Source organism: Yonghaparkia sp. Soil809 (genome assembly GCF_001429705.1).
Taxonomy (GTDB): domain Bacteria; phylum Actinomycetota; class Actinomycetes; order Actinomycetales; family Microbacteriaceae; genus Microcella.
On sequence record NZ_LMSV01000001.1, the window covers coordinates 480,904 to 495,389 of the forward strand.

General features: G+C 70.5%; 12 protein-coding genes. 8 read left to right on the forward strand and 4 right to left on the reverse strand.

What is annotated here, in order from left to right; all coding sequences use genetic code 11:
• A complete protein-coding gene (gene rlmC / locus ASG83_RS02335; RefSeq protein WP_055856672.1) occupies positions 1 to 1,155 on the forward strand; it encodes a 23S rRNA (uracil(747)-C(5))-methyltransferase RlmC in 1,155 nt (384 codons plus the stop codon).
• A gap of 12 nt (positions 1,156 to 1,167) precedes the next feature.
• Here the strand turns inward: rlmC and rsmA are convergent, their stop codons facing one another.
• Genes rsmA through metG form a run of 3 tightly spaced genes read right to left on the reverse strand, consistent with a single transcriptional unit; the run spans position 1,168 to position 4,626 of the window.
• On the reverse strand, positions 1,168 to 2,013 hold the full coding sequence (gene rsmA / locus ASG83_RS02340; protein ID WP_055856675.1) for a 16S rRNA (adenine(1518)-N(6)/adenine(1519)-N(6))-dimethyltransferase RsmA: 846 nt from the start codon (positions 2,011 to 2,013) through the stop codon (positions 1,168 to 1,170).
• Positions 2,014 to 3,024: a TatD family hydrolase gene (locus ASG83_RS02345; protein WP_156376732.1), complete on the reverse strand. Its 1,011-nt coding sequence runs from the start codon at positions 3,022 to 3,024 to the stop codon at positions 2,014 to 2,016.
• 12 nt (positions 3,025 to 3,036) lie between these two features.
• Complete coding sequence (gene metG, locus ASG83_RS02350; RefSeq protein WP_055856677.1) at positions 3,037 to 4,626, reverse strand: methionine--tRNA ligase; 1,590 nt, start codon at positions 4,624 to 4,626, stop codon at positions 3,037 to 3,039.
• Between the two features lie 41 nt (positions 4,627 to 4,667).
• Here metG and ASG83_RS02355 point away from each other — a divergent pair, with 41 nt between their 5' ends.
• Complete coding sequence (locus ASG83_RS02355; RefSeq protein ID WP_055856680.1) at positions 4,668 to 5,300, forward strand: alpha/beta hydrolase; 633 nt, start codon at positions 4,668 to 4,670, stop codon at positions 5,298 to 5,300.
• Positions 5,301 to 5,370: 70 nt separating this feature from the next.
• Here the strand turns inward: ASG83_RS02355 and ASG83_RS02360 are convergent, their stop codons facing one another.
• Positions 5,371 to 7,533: a DUF1349 domain-containing protein gene (locus ASG83_RS02360; protein WP_162253777.1), complete on the reverse strand. Its 2,163-nt coding sequence runs from the start codon at positions 7,531 to 7,533 to the stop codon at positions 5,371 to 5,373.
• A gap of 424 nt (positions 7,534 to 7,957) precedes the next feature.
• On the opposite strand from ASG83_RS02360, the gene ASG83_RS02365 reads away from it, so the two are divergent.
• The 6 genes from ASG83_RS02365 to ASG83_RS02390 are packed head-to-tail and all read left to right on the forward strand — an operon-like array spanning position 7,958 to position 14,280.
• Entirely contained in the window at positions 7,958 to 9,001 is a 1,044-nt protein-coding gene (locus ASG83_RS02365) for a LacI family DNA-binding transcriptional regulator (RefSeq protein ID WP_055856685.1), read from the forward strand.
• Positions 8,998 to 10,608: an FAD-dependent oxidoreductase gene (locus ASG83_RS02370; protein ID WP_055856688.1), complete on the forward strand. Its 1,611-nt coding sequence runs from the start codon at positions 8,998 to 9,000 to the stop codon at positions 10,606 to 10,608. The genes ASG83_RS02365 and ASG83_RS02370 overlap by 4 nt, the downstream gene beginning before the upstream one ends.
• 19 nt (positions 10,609 to 10,627) lie before the next feature.
• Positions 10,628 to 11,917, forward strand: a complete 1,290-nt coding sequence (locus ASG83_RS02375; protein WP_055856690.1) for a sugar ABC transporter substrate-binding protein — start codon at positions 10,628 to 10,630, stop codon at positions 11,915 to 11,917.
• A gap of 2 nt (positions 11,918 to 11,919) precedes the next feature.
• Positions 11,920 to 12,873, forward strand: coding sequence for a carbohydrate ABC transporter permease (locus ASG83_RS02380; RefSeq protein ID WP_055856692.1), 954 nt, complete (start codon positions 11,920 to 11,922; stop codon positions 12,871 to 12,873).
• Positions 12,863 to 13,744, forward strand: a complete 882-nt coding sequence (locus ASG83_RS02385) for a carbohydrate ABC transporter permease (protein ID WP_082514863.1) — start codon at positions 12,863 to 12,865, stop codon at positions 13,742 to 13,744. Before ASG83_RS02380 ends, ASG83_RS02385 begins: the two co-directional genes overlap by 11 nt.
• Before the next feature lie 41 nt (positions 13,745 to 13,785).
• Entirely contained in the window at positions 13,786 to 14,280 is a 495-nt protein-coding gene (locus ASG83_RS02390) for a hypothetical protein (protein ID WP_055856696.1), read from the forward strand.
• Positions 14,281 to 14,486 lie beyond the last annotated feature (206 nt).

Below are 14,486 nucleotides of genomic sequence, written 5' to 3' on the forward strand. Positions count from 1 at the left end.
ATGCAGTGCTCCTACTTCGACGCCGGACTGTGCCGCTCGTGCACGCTCATGGGCACGCCGTACGCCGAGCAGCTGGCCGTGAAGGAGGCGACGGCGCGCACGCTCCTCGCCGCGCATCCTGAGGCCCGCTGGCTCCCCGCGGTCGCGAGCGAGGAGTCCGGCTTCCGCGCGAAGGCGAAGATGGTCGTGGGGGGCTCGAGCACCGCGCCGACCCTCGGGATCCTCGACGGCCGCGGGCGGGGCGTCGATCTGCGCGCCTGCGGGATCATCGCGCCGGGCATCCGCGCCGTGTTCGACCAGCTCGCCGAGGCGATCACGCGGTCGGGGCTCGAGCCGTACGACGTGCCGTCGCGGGCGGGCAAGCTCAAGTACCTCATCGTGACCGAGTCAGCCGACGGCGAGCTCATGGTGCGGTTCGTCGTGCGGTCGCGCGCGTCGGTCGCCGCCGTGCGGGCGGTCGTTCCGTGGCTGACGGATGCTCTGCCGCAGATCGCCGTCGTCTCGGTCAATCTGCACCCCGAGCATAAGGCCGTCGTCGAGGGAGCGGAGGAGGTCGTGCTGACTTCGCGGTCGACGTTGCCGATGCGCGTGGGCGACGCGACGCTGCAGGTGCGGCCGCAGAGCTTCGTGCAGACGAACACGGCGATCGCGGGGGCGCTCTACCGCCAGGGCCGCGCGTGGATCGACGCGGCTCAGGCGGCGTCGGTCTGGGATCTCTACTGCGGAGTCGGCGGGTTCGCCCTTCACGCCGCGGCGCCCGGGCGGCAGGTGCTCGGCGTCGAGCTCTCCTCCGACGCGGTCGCGAGCGCGCGCATCGCCGCCGCCGCGCTGCCGGCCGGGCCCGATGGGCGGATGCCCGCGGTGCGCTTCGAAGTCGGCGACGCGACGAGCGCCGCGACCGCCCGGGGTCGCGGCGCGGGCGCTCCGCCGCCCGACCTCGTCGTCGTGAACCCGCCGCGGCGCGGACTCGGGGAGTCGCTCACGAGCTGGCTCGAGCGGTCGGGGGTGCCGACGGTCGTCTACTCGAGCTGCAACGCCGCGTCGCTCGCGCGCGACCTCGAGTCGATGCCGTCGTACCGCGTCGTCGAGGCGCGGCTGTTCGACATGTTCCCGCAGTCGACGCACTCGGAGGTCATGGTGCTGCTCGAGCGGTGATCTGCCTGCGGCTCAGCCCTGCACGCGCGCGAGCGCCAGGAAGTCGCGCATGACGAGCTGCTCTCCGCGGGCGGTCGGGTCGAGCCCCGCCGCCTCGAGCGCCGCCGAGGCGGCCGCCGATGACCCGAAGAGCTCCGCGAGCGCCTGCCGCAGCATCTTGCGGCGCTGACCGAACGCGGCGTCGACGAGCGCGAACATGCGCAGCCGCTCCTCCTCCGTCCCCGGCGGCGCCGTTCGCGCCTTCATCCCGACGAGCACGCTGTCGACGTTAGGCACCGGCCAGAACACCTGCCGGCTCACGACGCCCTCGAGCCCCCACTGCCCGTACCAGGCGGCCTTCACGCTCGGGCTGCCGTAGATCTTCGAGCCCGGCCCCGCCGCGAGCCGCTGACCGACCTCCGCCTGCACCATGACGAGCGTGCGCGTGATCGACGGGACGTGCGCGAGCAGGTGCAGCAGCACCGGCACCGAGATGTTGTACGGGAGGTTCGCGACGAGCGACGTCGGCTCCCCCAGCGTCTCCGGCAGAGACGTGACGCGAAGGGCGTCCGCGTGCACGACCTCGAGGCGCGCCGACGGCTGCAGCTCGGCGACAGTGAGGGGCAGCTGGGCGGCGAGCCGGGCATCCAGCTCGACCGCGACGACCGGATGCCCGGCCTCGAGCAGGCCGAGCGTCAGGCTGCCCAGCCCGGGCCCCACCTCGAGCACCGTCGAGCCCGGCGGCAGGGCGGCCGTGGCGACGATGCGGCGGACGGTGTTGGCGTCGTGGACGAAGTTCTGCCCGAGCTTCTTCGTGGGCGTGACGTCGAGCAGCGCGGCGAGGTCGCGCACCTCAGCAGGGCCCAGGAGCCCCGCCACTCAGGCCCCGCCCTGCTCGGTCGTCAGGTCGTCGGCACGGCCCGGCAGAGCGTCGCGCTCGGGGTGATCGGCATCCGGGCGATCGGCCCAGGGGTCGCCGGGGGCGGTGACCGGCTCGGCATCCCACGTGCCGTACACCGTCTCGGTGTTCGAGCTGATCTGCGCCGCGAGCATCGACACGTCCGTGCCGAGGTGGTCGGCCATCGCGCGGAGCGTCCACGGCAGCAGGTACGGCGAGTTCGGACGGCCGCGGAACGGGTGCGGGGTCAGGAACGGCGCATCCGTCTCGACGAGCAGCAGCGCGCGCGGCAGGACGTCGAGCGCGTCGCGGAGGTTGCGCGCCGTCTTGAACGTCGCCGTGCCCGCGAACGAGGCGTACCAGCCGTTCTCGGCGAGGATCGACGCGAGCTCGACGTCGCCGCTGAAGCAGTGGAAGACCGTGCGCTCCGGCGCCCCCACCCGGCGCAGCGTCGCCACCACGTCGTCGTGCGCGTCGCGGTCGTGGATCTGCAGAGCGAGGCCGTGCTCCTTCGCGATGCGGATGTGCTCCTCGAAGGCGTGCAGCTGAGCGTCGCGTCCGGTGCCCGACTCGGTGCGGTAGTAGTCGAGGCCCGTCTCGCCGATGGCGACCACGCGGGGCTGCGCGGCGAGCTCGTCGATGACGGCGAGAGCGGCATCCAGCTCACCCGCCGCCGCGAGCGTCGCGGCCTCGTTCGGGTGGATGGCCACGGCGGCGAGCACGCGCGGCTCGCGCGCCGCGATCGCCGCCGACCAGCGCGAGGTCGGCACGTCGGTGCCCACCTGCACGACGCCGCGCACGCCGACGGCCGACGCGCGGTCGAGATGCTCGCGGTAGTGCATCGGGTTCTCGCCGTCGGCGATCTCGAGGTGCGTGTGGTTGTCGTACACCGGAACGACGAGCGCCTCGGGGCTCGGCGGGTAGCTGAGGTCGCGCGACGAGTCCTCCATCGCGGCGCGGGAGCGCACGTGCGGTGCCATCTCGTCGGTCATGTCGCGCCCCTTCTAGGCGGTGGCCTCGTGCTCGATGCGCGGGAAGAGAGCCTCGAGCGCCTGGGTGCGGGCGCCCGCCGGCAGCTGCTCCCACTCTCCCGCATCGGGGATGCGCTGGTCGACCAGTGCTCCCAGGTGCGGCTCAGCGCCGAGGGCCGTCCACAGCTTCTGCGTCGCCTGCGGCAGCACCGGGCTCAGCAGCACCGCGAGCGCCCGCAGCCCCTCGGCCGCCGTGTACAGGATCGTGCGGAGGCGCTCGGTCTGCGACTCGTCCTTCGCGACCTTCCAGGGCTCCTGCACCGTCAGGTAGCCGTTGAGCTCGTCGACGATCGACCACACGGCCGCGATCGAATCGTGGATCGCGAACCGGTCGATCGCGGCGGTCGCGGCGACCACGGCATCCGCCACCGTTCGCTGGATGCCCGCCTCGGCCTCGCCGAGCGGGCCCGCCTCGGGAACGACCCCGTCGCAGTACCGGCCGACCATCGCGACCACGCGCGAGGCGAGGTTGCCGAAGCCGTTGGCGAGCTCGGCCTGGTAGCGGGCGGCGAGGTCCTCCCACGAGAACGAGCCGTCCTGGCCGAACGCGATCGCGCGCAGGAAGTAGTAGCGGAACGCGTCGGAGCCGAACACGTCGGTGATCTGCGACGGCGCGATGCCGGTGAGCTTCGACTTCGACATCTTCTCGCCGCCGACGAGCAGCCAGCCGTGACCGAAGACGCGACGCGGAACCGGAAGGTCGGCCGCCATGAGCATGGCGGGCCAGATGACGGCGTGGAAGCGCGCGATGTCCTTGCCGACGATGTGGTTCGACGGCCAGAAGCGGTCGAACAGCTCGCCGGGCTGCTCCGGGTTCCAGCCGAGGGCCGAGATGTAGTTGATGAGCGCGTCGAACCACACGTAGACGACGTGCTTGTCGTCCCACGGCACGCGCACGCCCCAGTCGAAGCTCTGCCGCGAGATCGACAGGTCGTCGAGGCCGCGCCGCACGAAGGACACGATCTCGTTGCGGAGGCTGTCGGGCTGGATGAAGTCGGGCTGCGACTCGTACAGGTCGAGCAGGCGCTGCTGGAACCGGCTCATGCGGAAGAAGTAGTTCTTCTCCTTCAGCACCTCGACCGGGCGGCCGTGGATGGGGCACACGTACTGGCCCTCGAACTCGCCCGAGCCGTCGACGAGGTCGGACGGCTGCTTGTACTCCTCGCAGCCGACGCAGTAGTAGCCCTCGTACTCGCCGTCGTAGATGAGGCCGTCGTCGTAGAGCTTCTGCAGGAACCGCTGCACGACCGACTCGTGGCGCTCCTCCGTGGTGCGGATGAAGTCGTCGTTGGCGATGTCGATCGTCTGCAGCAGCGGGACCCACGCGTCGGCGACGAGCTTGTCGGCCCACTCCTTCGGGGTGACGCCGTTCGCGACCGCCGTGCGCAGGATCTTCTGCCCGTGCTCATCGGTGCCCGTGAGCGACCAGGTGTCGACGCCGCTCTGCCGGTGCCAGCGTGCGAGAACATCGGCCGCGACCTCGGTGTACGCGTGCCCGATGTGGGGAGCGTCGTTCACGTAGAAGATCGGGGTCGTGACGGAGAAGGAGTCGCCTGCGGCCATAGCGCACAAGTCTACGGGCGGGGTCGCGTAGCGTTTTCCGCGTGAGCAGACCTCCCCACATCATCGTCCTCCCCGGCGGCGGGTACTGGCGTCATGCCGACCACGAGCGCGCCCCCGTCATCGAGTGGCTCGAGTCCCTCGGCCTCGAGGCGAGCGAGCTTCTGTACCCGGTGATGACCGAGCACCCCGGCCCGCTCGACGCCGTGGCAGCCCGGGTCGGCGAGCTGCGCGCGAGCGGCGTCGAGCGGCTCGGCGTCATCGGGTTCTCCGCTGGCGGGCACCTCGCCGGACATGCCGCCGTCTCGGGGCTCGTCGACGCGGCGATCCTCTGCTACCCGGTCGTCTCGATGGAGACCGAGACGCACGCCGACTCGCAGCGCTGGCTCGCCGGAGAGAACGCCGCTGACGAGCGACGCCGCGCTCTCTCGATCGACCGACTCGTCACCGCGGCGATGCCGCCCACCTTCGTCTGGCACACCGCGGAGGACGCCTCGGTGCGCGTCGAGCATGCGTACCGCCTGGGTGCCGCCCTCGCGGAGCATGAGGTTCCCCACGCGCTGCACGTCTATCCGCACGGGAGGCACGGCCTCGGGCTCGCGCATGGTGAGGGCGCGGCCGCGCGGTGGTCTGAGGAGTGCGCGGGCTGGTTGCGGGAGCTGGGCTGGGTCAACTGATCTCGAGCGCGCGCGAGGCGTGCCGAGATGGCTGAGGGGGTGCGCCCAGGCGCGCACCCCCTCAGGTCTGTCATCGACCGGGACTGCGCCAGCGGAACCAGTCGAATCGGGCATCCGTCGGCGAGGCGGCGGTCGCGCCGTGGATGGCGACCGGGCCGATCGTCGCCAGCGGGAGCTCTTCAACCGGAATCCGTCGACCCATCGGAGTGAAGAGCACGCCGTCGTGCGAGATGCTCGCGGTGATGTAGCGCTCGTCGCTCGACAGTCGCAACCAGAATCCGGCAGCCGTGCCCGAACCCGGTCCTCGCGTGTCGACCGACGTCGACGGCCGGTCGACTCCTTCGTGACGCCAGGCGAAGTCGACGACGAGCCCGGCGCTCGCGCGACCGAGCACGAGCTTCGCGTAGTCATCACCGTCGCTCCTCAGCAGAAGCCCGCCCTGCTGGAACGGCTGCGTCGGGTCGATCTGGATGCGCGTGGTCACCGCCCACGGGGCGCTCGCCGGGACCGGCTGCGCCAGAAGCGGCGCACCGGAGATGCCCGCCGCGACCGTCGGCATGACGAGCTGGCCGTTCTCGAGCCGGTAGGTCGACGTCGACGGTCGGATGGGCCACGTCGAGCTCGACAGCGATGCTGCGGCGAATTCGTCGGAGCCGCTGCCCGCGCTCGCCGCTGTCGGCCCGCCGAGCGCGCACGCGTCGCGCTGCGCATCGGACGGCGTGAATCGCGCCCAACGGAACGACGCCTCGGTCGCTGCGCCGCCCGTCGCTCCCTGCAGTGCGACCGGGCCGATGCGCGTCGCGGCGATGTCCGCGAGCGGCACCGCGCCGCCGAGCGGCTGGAAGCGATCGCCATCCGTCGAGTAGCGCGCTCGCACCGACGAGCCGTCGCTCACGAGGCGCAGCCACACGGGCTCGCCCGCGATGTCCTCCGATGGAGCGAACCCCACCCCGATGGATTGCTCGGTCCCGTTCTTCCTCCACGTGAATTCGAAGCGCTCGCCGCTCGAGCTCTGCGCGAGTGCGAGCTTCGCGTAGGTCGAGTCAGTTCCGTGCAGGAGGATTCCGCCCTGCTGATACGCGGTCTGCGGGTCCACGCGGACCTCGGCCGTGTACTCCCACGCTCCGGAGGGCAGCGAGCGCTGCACGAGCGGAGCGCCCGCGACGCCGGCCGCATAGGTCGGGATGACGAGCTCCCCGCCCTCGACGCGATGGGCTGTTGCGACGCCCGCGCGATTCGTGACGGTCCAGCTCGACCCGAGCGCCGACCCGCGGAACTCGTCTGACCCTGTCCCGGGGCAGCTGTCGTGCAACGGCGCCGACGGATCGAGCTTCGCCCAGCGCACGGTCTCGTTCGTGCCGGCGCCACCCTGATTGCCCGTGTAGAAGAGGTACGTGCCGGTCTCATCGGTGATGATCTCGGGCGACTTCACGCCACCGACGTCTCCGCTGATGCCCGTGGACTCGTGGAGCACGATCGGCTCGCCGATGTCGGTGAAGGTGGAGTTCACCGTCCGGGCGATCGTCTTGCCGTTGGACCCGTGGTAGACGACGTAGTTCTGACCGTTCCAGGTCCAGAGGTTGCCGCCGGAGACCTGCGCGCCTGCGACCGAGTCGCCGGTGATCACGAAGTCTGGTCGCACCGTCCAGTTCCGACCATCTGCCGACTCGGCAAGGCGGACTCGCCTCGTGTAGGTCGGGTCACCGCGGTGGTCCATATAGAGCATGCCCCACTTCACCTGGCTGGTCGGCGCGGGGTGGACGAACACCCGGCCGTACGATCGCTCGGTGATCGTCTCGCCGACTGCGACGCCGTTCTTGATGATCGTGTTGCCGTCCTGGGAATTGAGCGCCTCGCCGCCGTAGGTGAAGGTGATGCCGTCGCTCGAGGTCGCCCACCGCGTGGTGTAGTTCTCGCCGTGGAAGTACAGGTACATCAGCCCGTCCGTCGGGTTCCAGATGGGATCCGGACCCGAGACGTGATCCACGTCGTAGTAGACCTGGCCCGAGCCGTCGTTCTTCTCCCATCGATTGTCGATCAGCGGGGTCGAGCCGTACTGCGTCCACGGGCCCTCGAGGGAGTCGGAGTAGAGCAGGATGATGCCGCCCGGCCTGTCGTGCGGCGCCGTGTAGAGGTAGTAGCGCCCAAGCGGATTCTCGAGCTCGGTGGTCTCGATGACCCCCGGGAAGATGTACTCGTAGTTCGTCGGGTTGGGCTTCCACTTGATCGTCACGGGATCGGTGATCACTCCCCCGTGACGCCACGAGGGCAGCGGGTCGGCAACGATCGGGGCGGGTGGGTGCGTGGCACTCGCGGGCGGTCCGCCGGGAACGACGGAGGCAGCGAGAACGATCGCGATCGCCGCGGCGACGATGCGCCCGGTTCGCTCTCGACGGGACGATGGCATGACGGTCTCCTCATGAGGCGCCGCGGCGACATCGTCGTCGCCCCCATACGGCGCCCTCTCGAGAACCGGAGCGAATCTCCCGAACGCTAATGCGCATTAGCACCCGATTCGCGATCACCGTAACCCGAGTGTCCGGACGAGTGCAAGAGTCGCGGAAGTCCGACTGGACAGAAGTGATAATGCGCATTAGCATCGCCACAACGCCCCGCTAATACGGATTAGCACCCTCCCCACGAAGGATGTCCCGCGCATGACCGCCCCAGGCAAGATCAAGATGACCCAACGCCGAATCGCCGAGCTCGCCGGCGTGAGCCAGGCGACGGTCTCCCTCGTGCTCAACGGCAAAGCGGACAGCGACGCGCGCATCCCCGAGGCGACGCGACAGCGCGTGCTCGACGTCATCGCGGGCACCTCCTACGTCGCCGACCCCGCGGCGCGGCGGCTCGCGGGCGTCGGCAACAAGATCCTCGGGGTCTTCACGTACGAGCCCGCCTTCCCGAGCGGGAGCATCGACTTCTACACGCCCCTCCTGACCGGCATCGAGGCCGAGGCCGAGCAGCACGGCTGCGACCTCCTCGTCTTCACGAGCGCTCCGGTCGAGAACGGGCGCCGACGGCTCTTCCACGAGAACAACCGTCTCGGGCTCGCCGACGGCGCCCTGCTGCTGGGCCGCGAGATGGACCCGGTCGAGCTCGAGCGGCTCGTCGACATGCAGTTCCCCTTCGTCGCGATCGGTCGCCGCGACGTCTCCGGTGTGCCCTACGTCGGCGTGGACTACGCCGCGGGCACGGCCGAGCTCGTCCGCCGAGCCGTGGCGCTCGGCCATCGGCGCCTCGCGCTGCTGCACCTCGACTCGACGGCCGAATCGGTGCTGGACCGGCAGCGAGGCTTCCGCGAGGAGGTCGCTGCGCACGCCGACATCCGGGTCTGGAGCGGCCCGACCCGCGGTGACGATCTCGTCGGCGCGTGGACGCGCATCCGCGACTTCCGCCCCACCGTGCTGTTCGTCGAATCGCCCGACCACGCCGCCGAGCTCCGGCGGATCGCCATCGATGACGGTGTGGAGATCCCTCGCGAAGTGTCGATCGTCGTCCTCGGCGAGGTCGCCGTCCACGACGCGCTCGCGGTCGACTTCACCCGACTGAGCCCGCCCCGCGTCCAGCTCGGCGCCGACGCCGTCGCGCTGCTCACGCGCATCCTCGACCCGGACGACGAACCGACCGACGCCGACCTCCGCCGCCTGCTCGACTGCGACATCACCGACGGCGCGACGCTCGTGGCGGTGGTCGAATGAGCCACCGCACCCTCCGCTGCGACGTGCTCGTCGTCGGCGGCGGCATGGGCGGCGTCGCCGCCGCGCTCGCCGCGGCGAGCGCCGGCCGGAGCGTCGTGCTCACCGAGGAGTTCGCGTGGCTCGGCGGCCAGCTCACGAGCCAGGCCGTGCCGATGGACGAGCACACCTGGGTCGAGCAGTTCGGCGTGAGCGCGACCTATCGCCGACTTCGCGAGGGGATCCGCGACTACTACCGCCGCAACTACCCGCTCACCGCGCGGGCTCGCGCCGATCTCGCCCTGAACCCGGGCGCCGGGCTCGTGAGCCGCCTCTGCGCCGAGCCGCGCGTCGGCGCGGCCGTCATCGACGAGCTGCTCGCCCCGTGGCGCTCCTCCGACCGGCTCACCGTCCTGCAGCCGTACCGGCCGGTCGCCGCCGCCACCGACGGGGACGACGTGCGGTCGGTGACGCTCGAGCACGTCTCGACGGGCGATCGCGTCGAGATCGAGGCCGCGTACATCCTCGACGCCACGGAGCTCGGCGACCTGCTGCCGCTCACCGGCACCGAGTACGTCACGGGGTTCGAGTCGAGCGCCGAGACCGGCGAGCCGAGCGCTCCCTCCGAGGCGCAGCCCGACAACCAGCAGGCCATCAGCTGGTGCTTCGTCGTCGACCACGTCGACGGAGACCAGACGATCGATCGACCGCACGACTACGACCACTGGCGATCGCTCCAGCCCGAGTTCTGGGGCGCGCCGATGCTCTCCCTCACCGGGCCCGACCCGCGGACGCTCGAGCAAGTCACGCGCACCTTCACGCCGAACCAGCACGACGACCCGGACGGCATGATCGCCGACCAGCGGGCGAGCGGCGGTGACCGCGAGCTCTGGACCTTCCGCCGCATCGCCGCGCGCGCGCAGTTCACCGGCGGCCTCTACCCGAGCGACATCGTGCTCGTGAACTGGCCGATGATCGACTACCTCGGCGGCACCGTCATCGACAACCCCGACGCCGAGCGGCACTTCGAGGGCGCCAGGCGCCAGTCGCTGTCGATGTTCTACTGGCTGCAGACCGAGGCTCCGCGCCCGGACGGCGGCACGGGATGGCCGGGCCTCCGCCTGCGCGGCGACGTGACCGGAACCGATGACGGATTCGCGCAAGCGGCGTACATCCGCGAATCGCGTCGCATCCGCGCCCAGGTGACGGTCCGCGAGCAGGATCTGTCGATCGCGATCAGGGGCCACGGCCGCCCCGCGCGATTCTCCGACTCGGTCGGTGTCGGCATGTACCGCATCGACCTGCACCCCTCCACGGGAGGGGACAACTACATCGACGTCGCTTCGGCGCCGTTCGAGATCCCCCTCGGTGCGCTCATTCCGGTTCGGACCCGGAATCTGCTCGCCGCGGGAAAGAACGTCGGTACGACTCACCTCACCAATGGAGCCTTCCGACTCCATCCGGTGGAGTGGAGCATCGGCGAGGCGGCGGGCTGGCTAGCGGCCTTCTGCCTGGACCGTGCGGTGGATCCCCGCGCGGTCCGCTCCACTCCTCGACTTCTCGAGGAGTTCCAATCCCTTCTCCACCGCTCCGGCGTCGAGCTGCACTGGCCCGACGTCGAGGGCTACTGACACCCAAGAGGAGCAACTCATGAGATCAGCGAAGATGCTGACCATCACCGGCGTGCTGGCCGCGTCGGCGATGACGCTCGCCGCGTGCGCCGCGGCCGAGCCCACGGCCGTCGAGCCGGAAGGCCCGGTCGACCTGCGAATGACGGTCTGGACGGCCAACGAGGACCATCTGGCCCTCTTCGACTCCATCGCCGAGGCCTACATGGCCGAGAACGAGAACGTGGAGTCGATCACCTTCGACCCGCTGCCGTTCGAGGACTACACCACGACCATCACGACGCAGATCGCGGGCGGCAACGCCCCGGACCTCGCGTGGGTGCTCGAGAACGCCGCGCTCGACTTCGTCGGCAGCGGCGCTCTGCTCGACCTCGCCCCGACCTTCGAGAAGGCGGAGGGCTTCGACTACGACGACCTCACCGACTCGGCGACCGGCCTGTGGCGCGACGGAGAGAGCCTCTACGCCTACCCGTTCTCGACCTCGCCCATGGCGATCTTCTCGAACACGACCCTTCTCGCCGAGGCGGGCGTGCCGAGCGCGAGCGAGCAGGTCGCCGCCGGCGACTGGAACTGGGAGGAGGTCGCCGCGAACGGCGCCGCCGTGAAGGCCGCGACGGGCAAGGCCGGCTTCATCGTCCGCGACTTCGAGTACCAGCAGTGGGATCTCCTCTCGACGGTCTGGAACGGCTGGGGCGCGCAGCCCTGGAACGACGAGCGCACCGAGTGCACGATGGACTCCGACGAGATGGTCGACGCGTTCGAATTCCTGCACGAGGCCGCGTTCGAGACCGGCGCGATGCCCGGCCCCGGCACGACCGCCGACTTCTTCGCCGGCGAGGTCGCCTACACGGTGACCCAGATCTCGCGGGCCGCGCTGCTCGGCGAAGCCGGGTTCGAGTGGGAGCTCCACCCGCTGCCGGCGGGCCCCGCGGGCGAGTACTCGGTCTTCGGGCAGGCGGGCATCGGCGTCATCGCCGACAGCCCCAACGCGCAAGCCGCAGCCGACTTCCTCGCGTTCTTCACCAACCCGGAGAACTCGCGCCAGCTCGCGCAGTACTTCCCGCCGCCGCGGGCGTCGCTGCTCACCGGCGAGACGCTCGCGCAGACCAACCCCCTGCTGAGCGCCGAGCAGCTCGACGCGGTCGTCGTCGACGGCATCGCAACGGGTGTCACTCGCCCGACGATCGAGGGCTCCGCCGAGATCCAGCAGGCGGTGCGCGCCCAGCTCGACGCGCTCTGGACGCCGGACGCGGACATCCCCGCGGTTCTGACGTCGGTGTGCGACGCGATGCAGCCGCTCATCCAGGGCTGACCGTGACCCTCACCGCTGTTCGCGCGCTCCCGAGCCGGGCTCCGGCCCGGCCCGGGGGCGCGCCCCGGCGGCGGCCCCACCGGCATCGCCGGCAGGATGCGCTCGTCGGCTACCTCTTCATCGCCCCGCAGGCGCTCGGCATCGTCGCCTTCGTGCTCGTGCCGCTCGGCCTCATCGCCTACTACAGCGCCCACGAGTGGAACGTGCTCGCGGGCACCTTCCGCTTCGTCGGCACCGAGAATTTCGAGCGCCTGTTCACCGACCCGCAGCTCGGTGGCGTGCTCCAGGCCACGACGATCTTCTCGATCGCGCTCGTCATCGCGAATCTCACGCTCGCCCTCGTACTCGCCCTCCTCCTCAACCGGCGGATGCGCGGGGTCGGATTCTTCCGGACGGTGTTCTTCTCCCCCGTCGTCGTCTCGCTCGTCGCCTGGACGATCGTCTGGGGCTTCCTGCTGCAGGCCGACGGAGGCATCAACGGGATGCTCGCCACGATCGGCATCGAGGGCCCGAACTGGCTCCGCGAGGGACCGACGGCCATGGCCAGCGTCGTCATCGTGCAGGTGTTCAAGAACGTCGGCCTGAACATGGTGCTGTTCCTGGCCGCGCTGCAGGGCGTGCCTCACGAGCTCTTCGAGGCCGCTCGCGTCGACGGTGCCCGCCCGTCCACGATCTTCTGGCGCATCACCTTCCCGATGATCTCGCCGACGATCCTGCTCACCGTCATCATCACGATCGTCGGCTCGCTGCAGGTGTTCGCGCAGATCGCCGTGCTCACCCAGGGCGGGCCGGGCACCTCGACGACCGTGCTCGTCTACTACCTCTTCCAGCAGGCGTTCCAGTTCGGCAAGTTCGGCTACGGCTCCGTCCTCGCCATCCTGCTGTTCCTCATCGTGCTCGTCCTGACGATCGTGCAGTGGATGCTGCGCCGGAAGTGGGTCTTCCATGAGAACTGAGACGGCCCCCGACGTGAGCCGCGCCTCCCGCCGCTCGCGTCGCCGCACCCTGTCGTATCTCGCGTTCTACGCGACCATGACCGTGCTCGCCGTGCCCTTCGTCTTCCCGACCTGGTGGATGATCACCTCGAGCTTCAAGCCGATCACCGAGATCTTCGCCTTCCCGCCGACGCTCGTGCCGGAGAACCCGACGATCCAGCCCTTCCTCGACGTGTTCGCACTTCAGCCGTTCGCCCAGCAGTACTGGAACTCGGCCTACATCGCGATCGTCGTCACGATCGGCACGATGCTCGTGTCGTCGCTCGCCGGGTACGCGTTCGCGCGCATCCAGTTCCCGGGGGCCAACGCGATCTTCCTCGTCGTGCTCGTCGGGTTGCTGATCCCCGCCGAGGTGACGATCGTCCCGCTGTTCCAGATGTTCAACGGCCTCGGGCTGATCGACACGCACTGGCCGATCATCCTCGTGTCGACTTTCGGCGCACCGAGCGTGCTGACGACGTTCATCATGCGCCAGTTCTTCCTCTCGCTGCCGGTCGAGCTCGAGGAGGCAGCGCGCCTCGACGGGCTCAACCGGTTCTCCATCTGGTGGCGGATCGCCATGCCGCTCGCTCGGCCCGCCCTCGCGGCCGTCGCGATCTTCTCGTTCCTCCACGTATGGAACCTGTACCTCGAGCCGACCGTGTATCTGCAGTCGACCGAACTGTTCACGCTCCCCGTCGCGCTCACGCGATTCACCGACGCCTACGGCGGAGCGCTCTGGAACGTGCAGCTCGCGGCGGCGACCATGACCGCGGTGCCCGTGCTGCTCGTCTTCATCGTCGCGCAGCGGCAGTTCGTCGAGGGGCTCGCGCACACCGGGCTCAAGGGCTGAGCCGACGGTCGGGGCGAGCGGGGTCGCGTAGCGTTCTGAGCGTGAGACGCGACCCGACCCGCCCGGCCCGGCCACGGGCATCCCGCGCGATCGCCGTCGGCGCGGTCATCGCGACCGTCGCGGTGCTGGGCGGATGCTCGGGCCCGCCTCCTGACCAGAACGCCGAGCTGAGCGGGTGCCTGGTCGGCGATCGCGGCACCCTCGCCCTCGGAGTGACCAACTCGGCCGGCGAGCCGCTCGAGATCACCGGGGTCGAGCTCGCCGAGGCCGAAGGCGTCGCGGTCGTCGACCGGTTCATCGCGATCGACCCGGAGGCGCGGGCGACGCCCGTGCTGTTCGAGTCGGAGGGGCGCGGTGGGTTCGACGGCGTCGACCTCGCCGACGCGAGCATCGAGCCGGGCGCCGCCGCGTTCGTCGGCATCGAGGTCGAGCGCACGGGCGCCGCCGAGGGCCGCGTGAACGGCGTCGTCATCACGACGGACGAGCGCGAGACGATCGCGCCCGTGCGCCTCGTGCTGCTCGACGACTGCGGGTAAGCGCGAGGCGCGGGCGCGGCCCGTGCGAGCCGTGCGAGCCGTGCGAGCCGTGCGACCCAACGATGCGCCGGATTGGTGAGAATGCGCGGGATCAATGTGGCGCATCGTCATCAAACTGACGCATTGTCAGAGGGGTCGGTGCGGGACAGCGCGGGGGCGGCGGGGGCGGGACAACGCGGGGGCGGCGGGGACGGGACAGCTCGGGG

Bases quoted from the DNA above. Each gene is read 5' to 3' on its own strand.
- ASG83_RS02365 (WP_055856685.1), top strand. From the start codon at position 7,958: ATGACCGCCCCAGGCAAGATCAAGATGACCCAACGCCGAATCGCCGAG.
- ASG83_RS02385 (WP_082514863.1), top strand. From the start codon at position 12,863: ATGAGAACTGAGACGGCCCCCGACGTGAGCCGCGCCTCCCGCCGCTCG.
- rlmC (WP_055856672.1), top strand. From the start codon at position 1: ATGCAGTGCTCCTACTTCGACGCCGGACTGTGCCGCTCGTGCACGCTC.
- ASG83_RS02345 (WP_156376732.1), bottom strand. From the start codon at position 3,024: ATGACCGACGAGATGGCACCGCACGTGCGCTCCCGCGCCGCGATGGAG.
- ASG83_RS02370 (WP_055856688.1), top strand. From the start codon at position 8,998: ATGAGCCACCGCACCCTCCGCTGCGACGTGCTCGTCGTCGGCGGCGGC.
- metG (WP_055856677.1), bottom strand. From the start codon at position 4,626: ATGGCCGCAGGCGACTCCTTCTCCGTCACGACCCCGATCTTCTACGTG.
- ASG83_RS02375 (WP_055856690.1), top strand. From the start codon at position 10,628: ATGAGATCAGCGAAGATGCTGACCATCACCGGCGTGCTGGCCGCGTCG.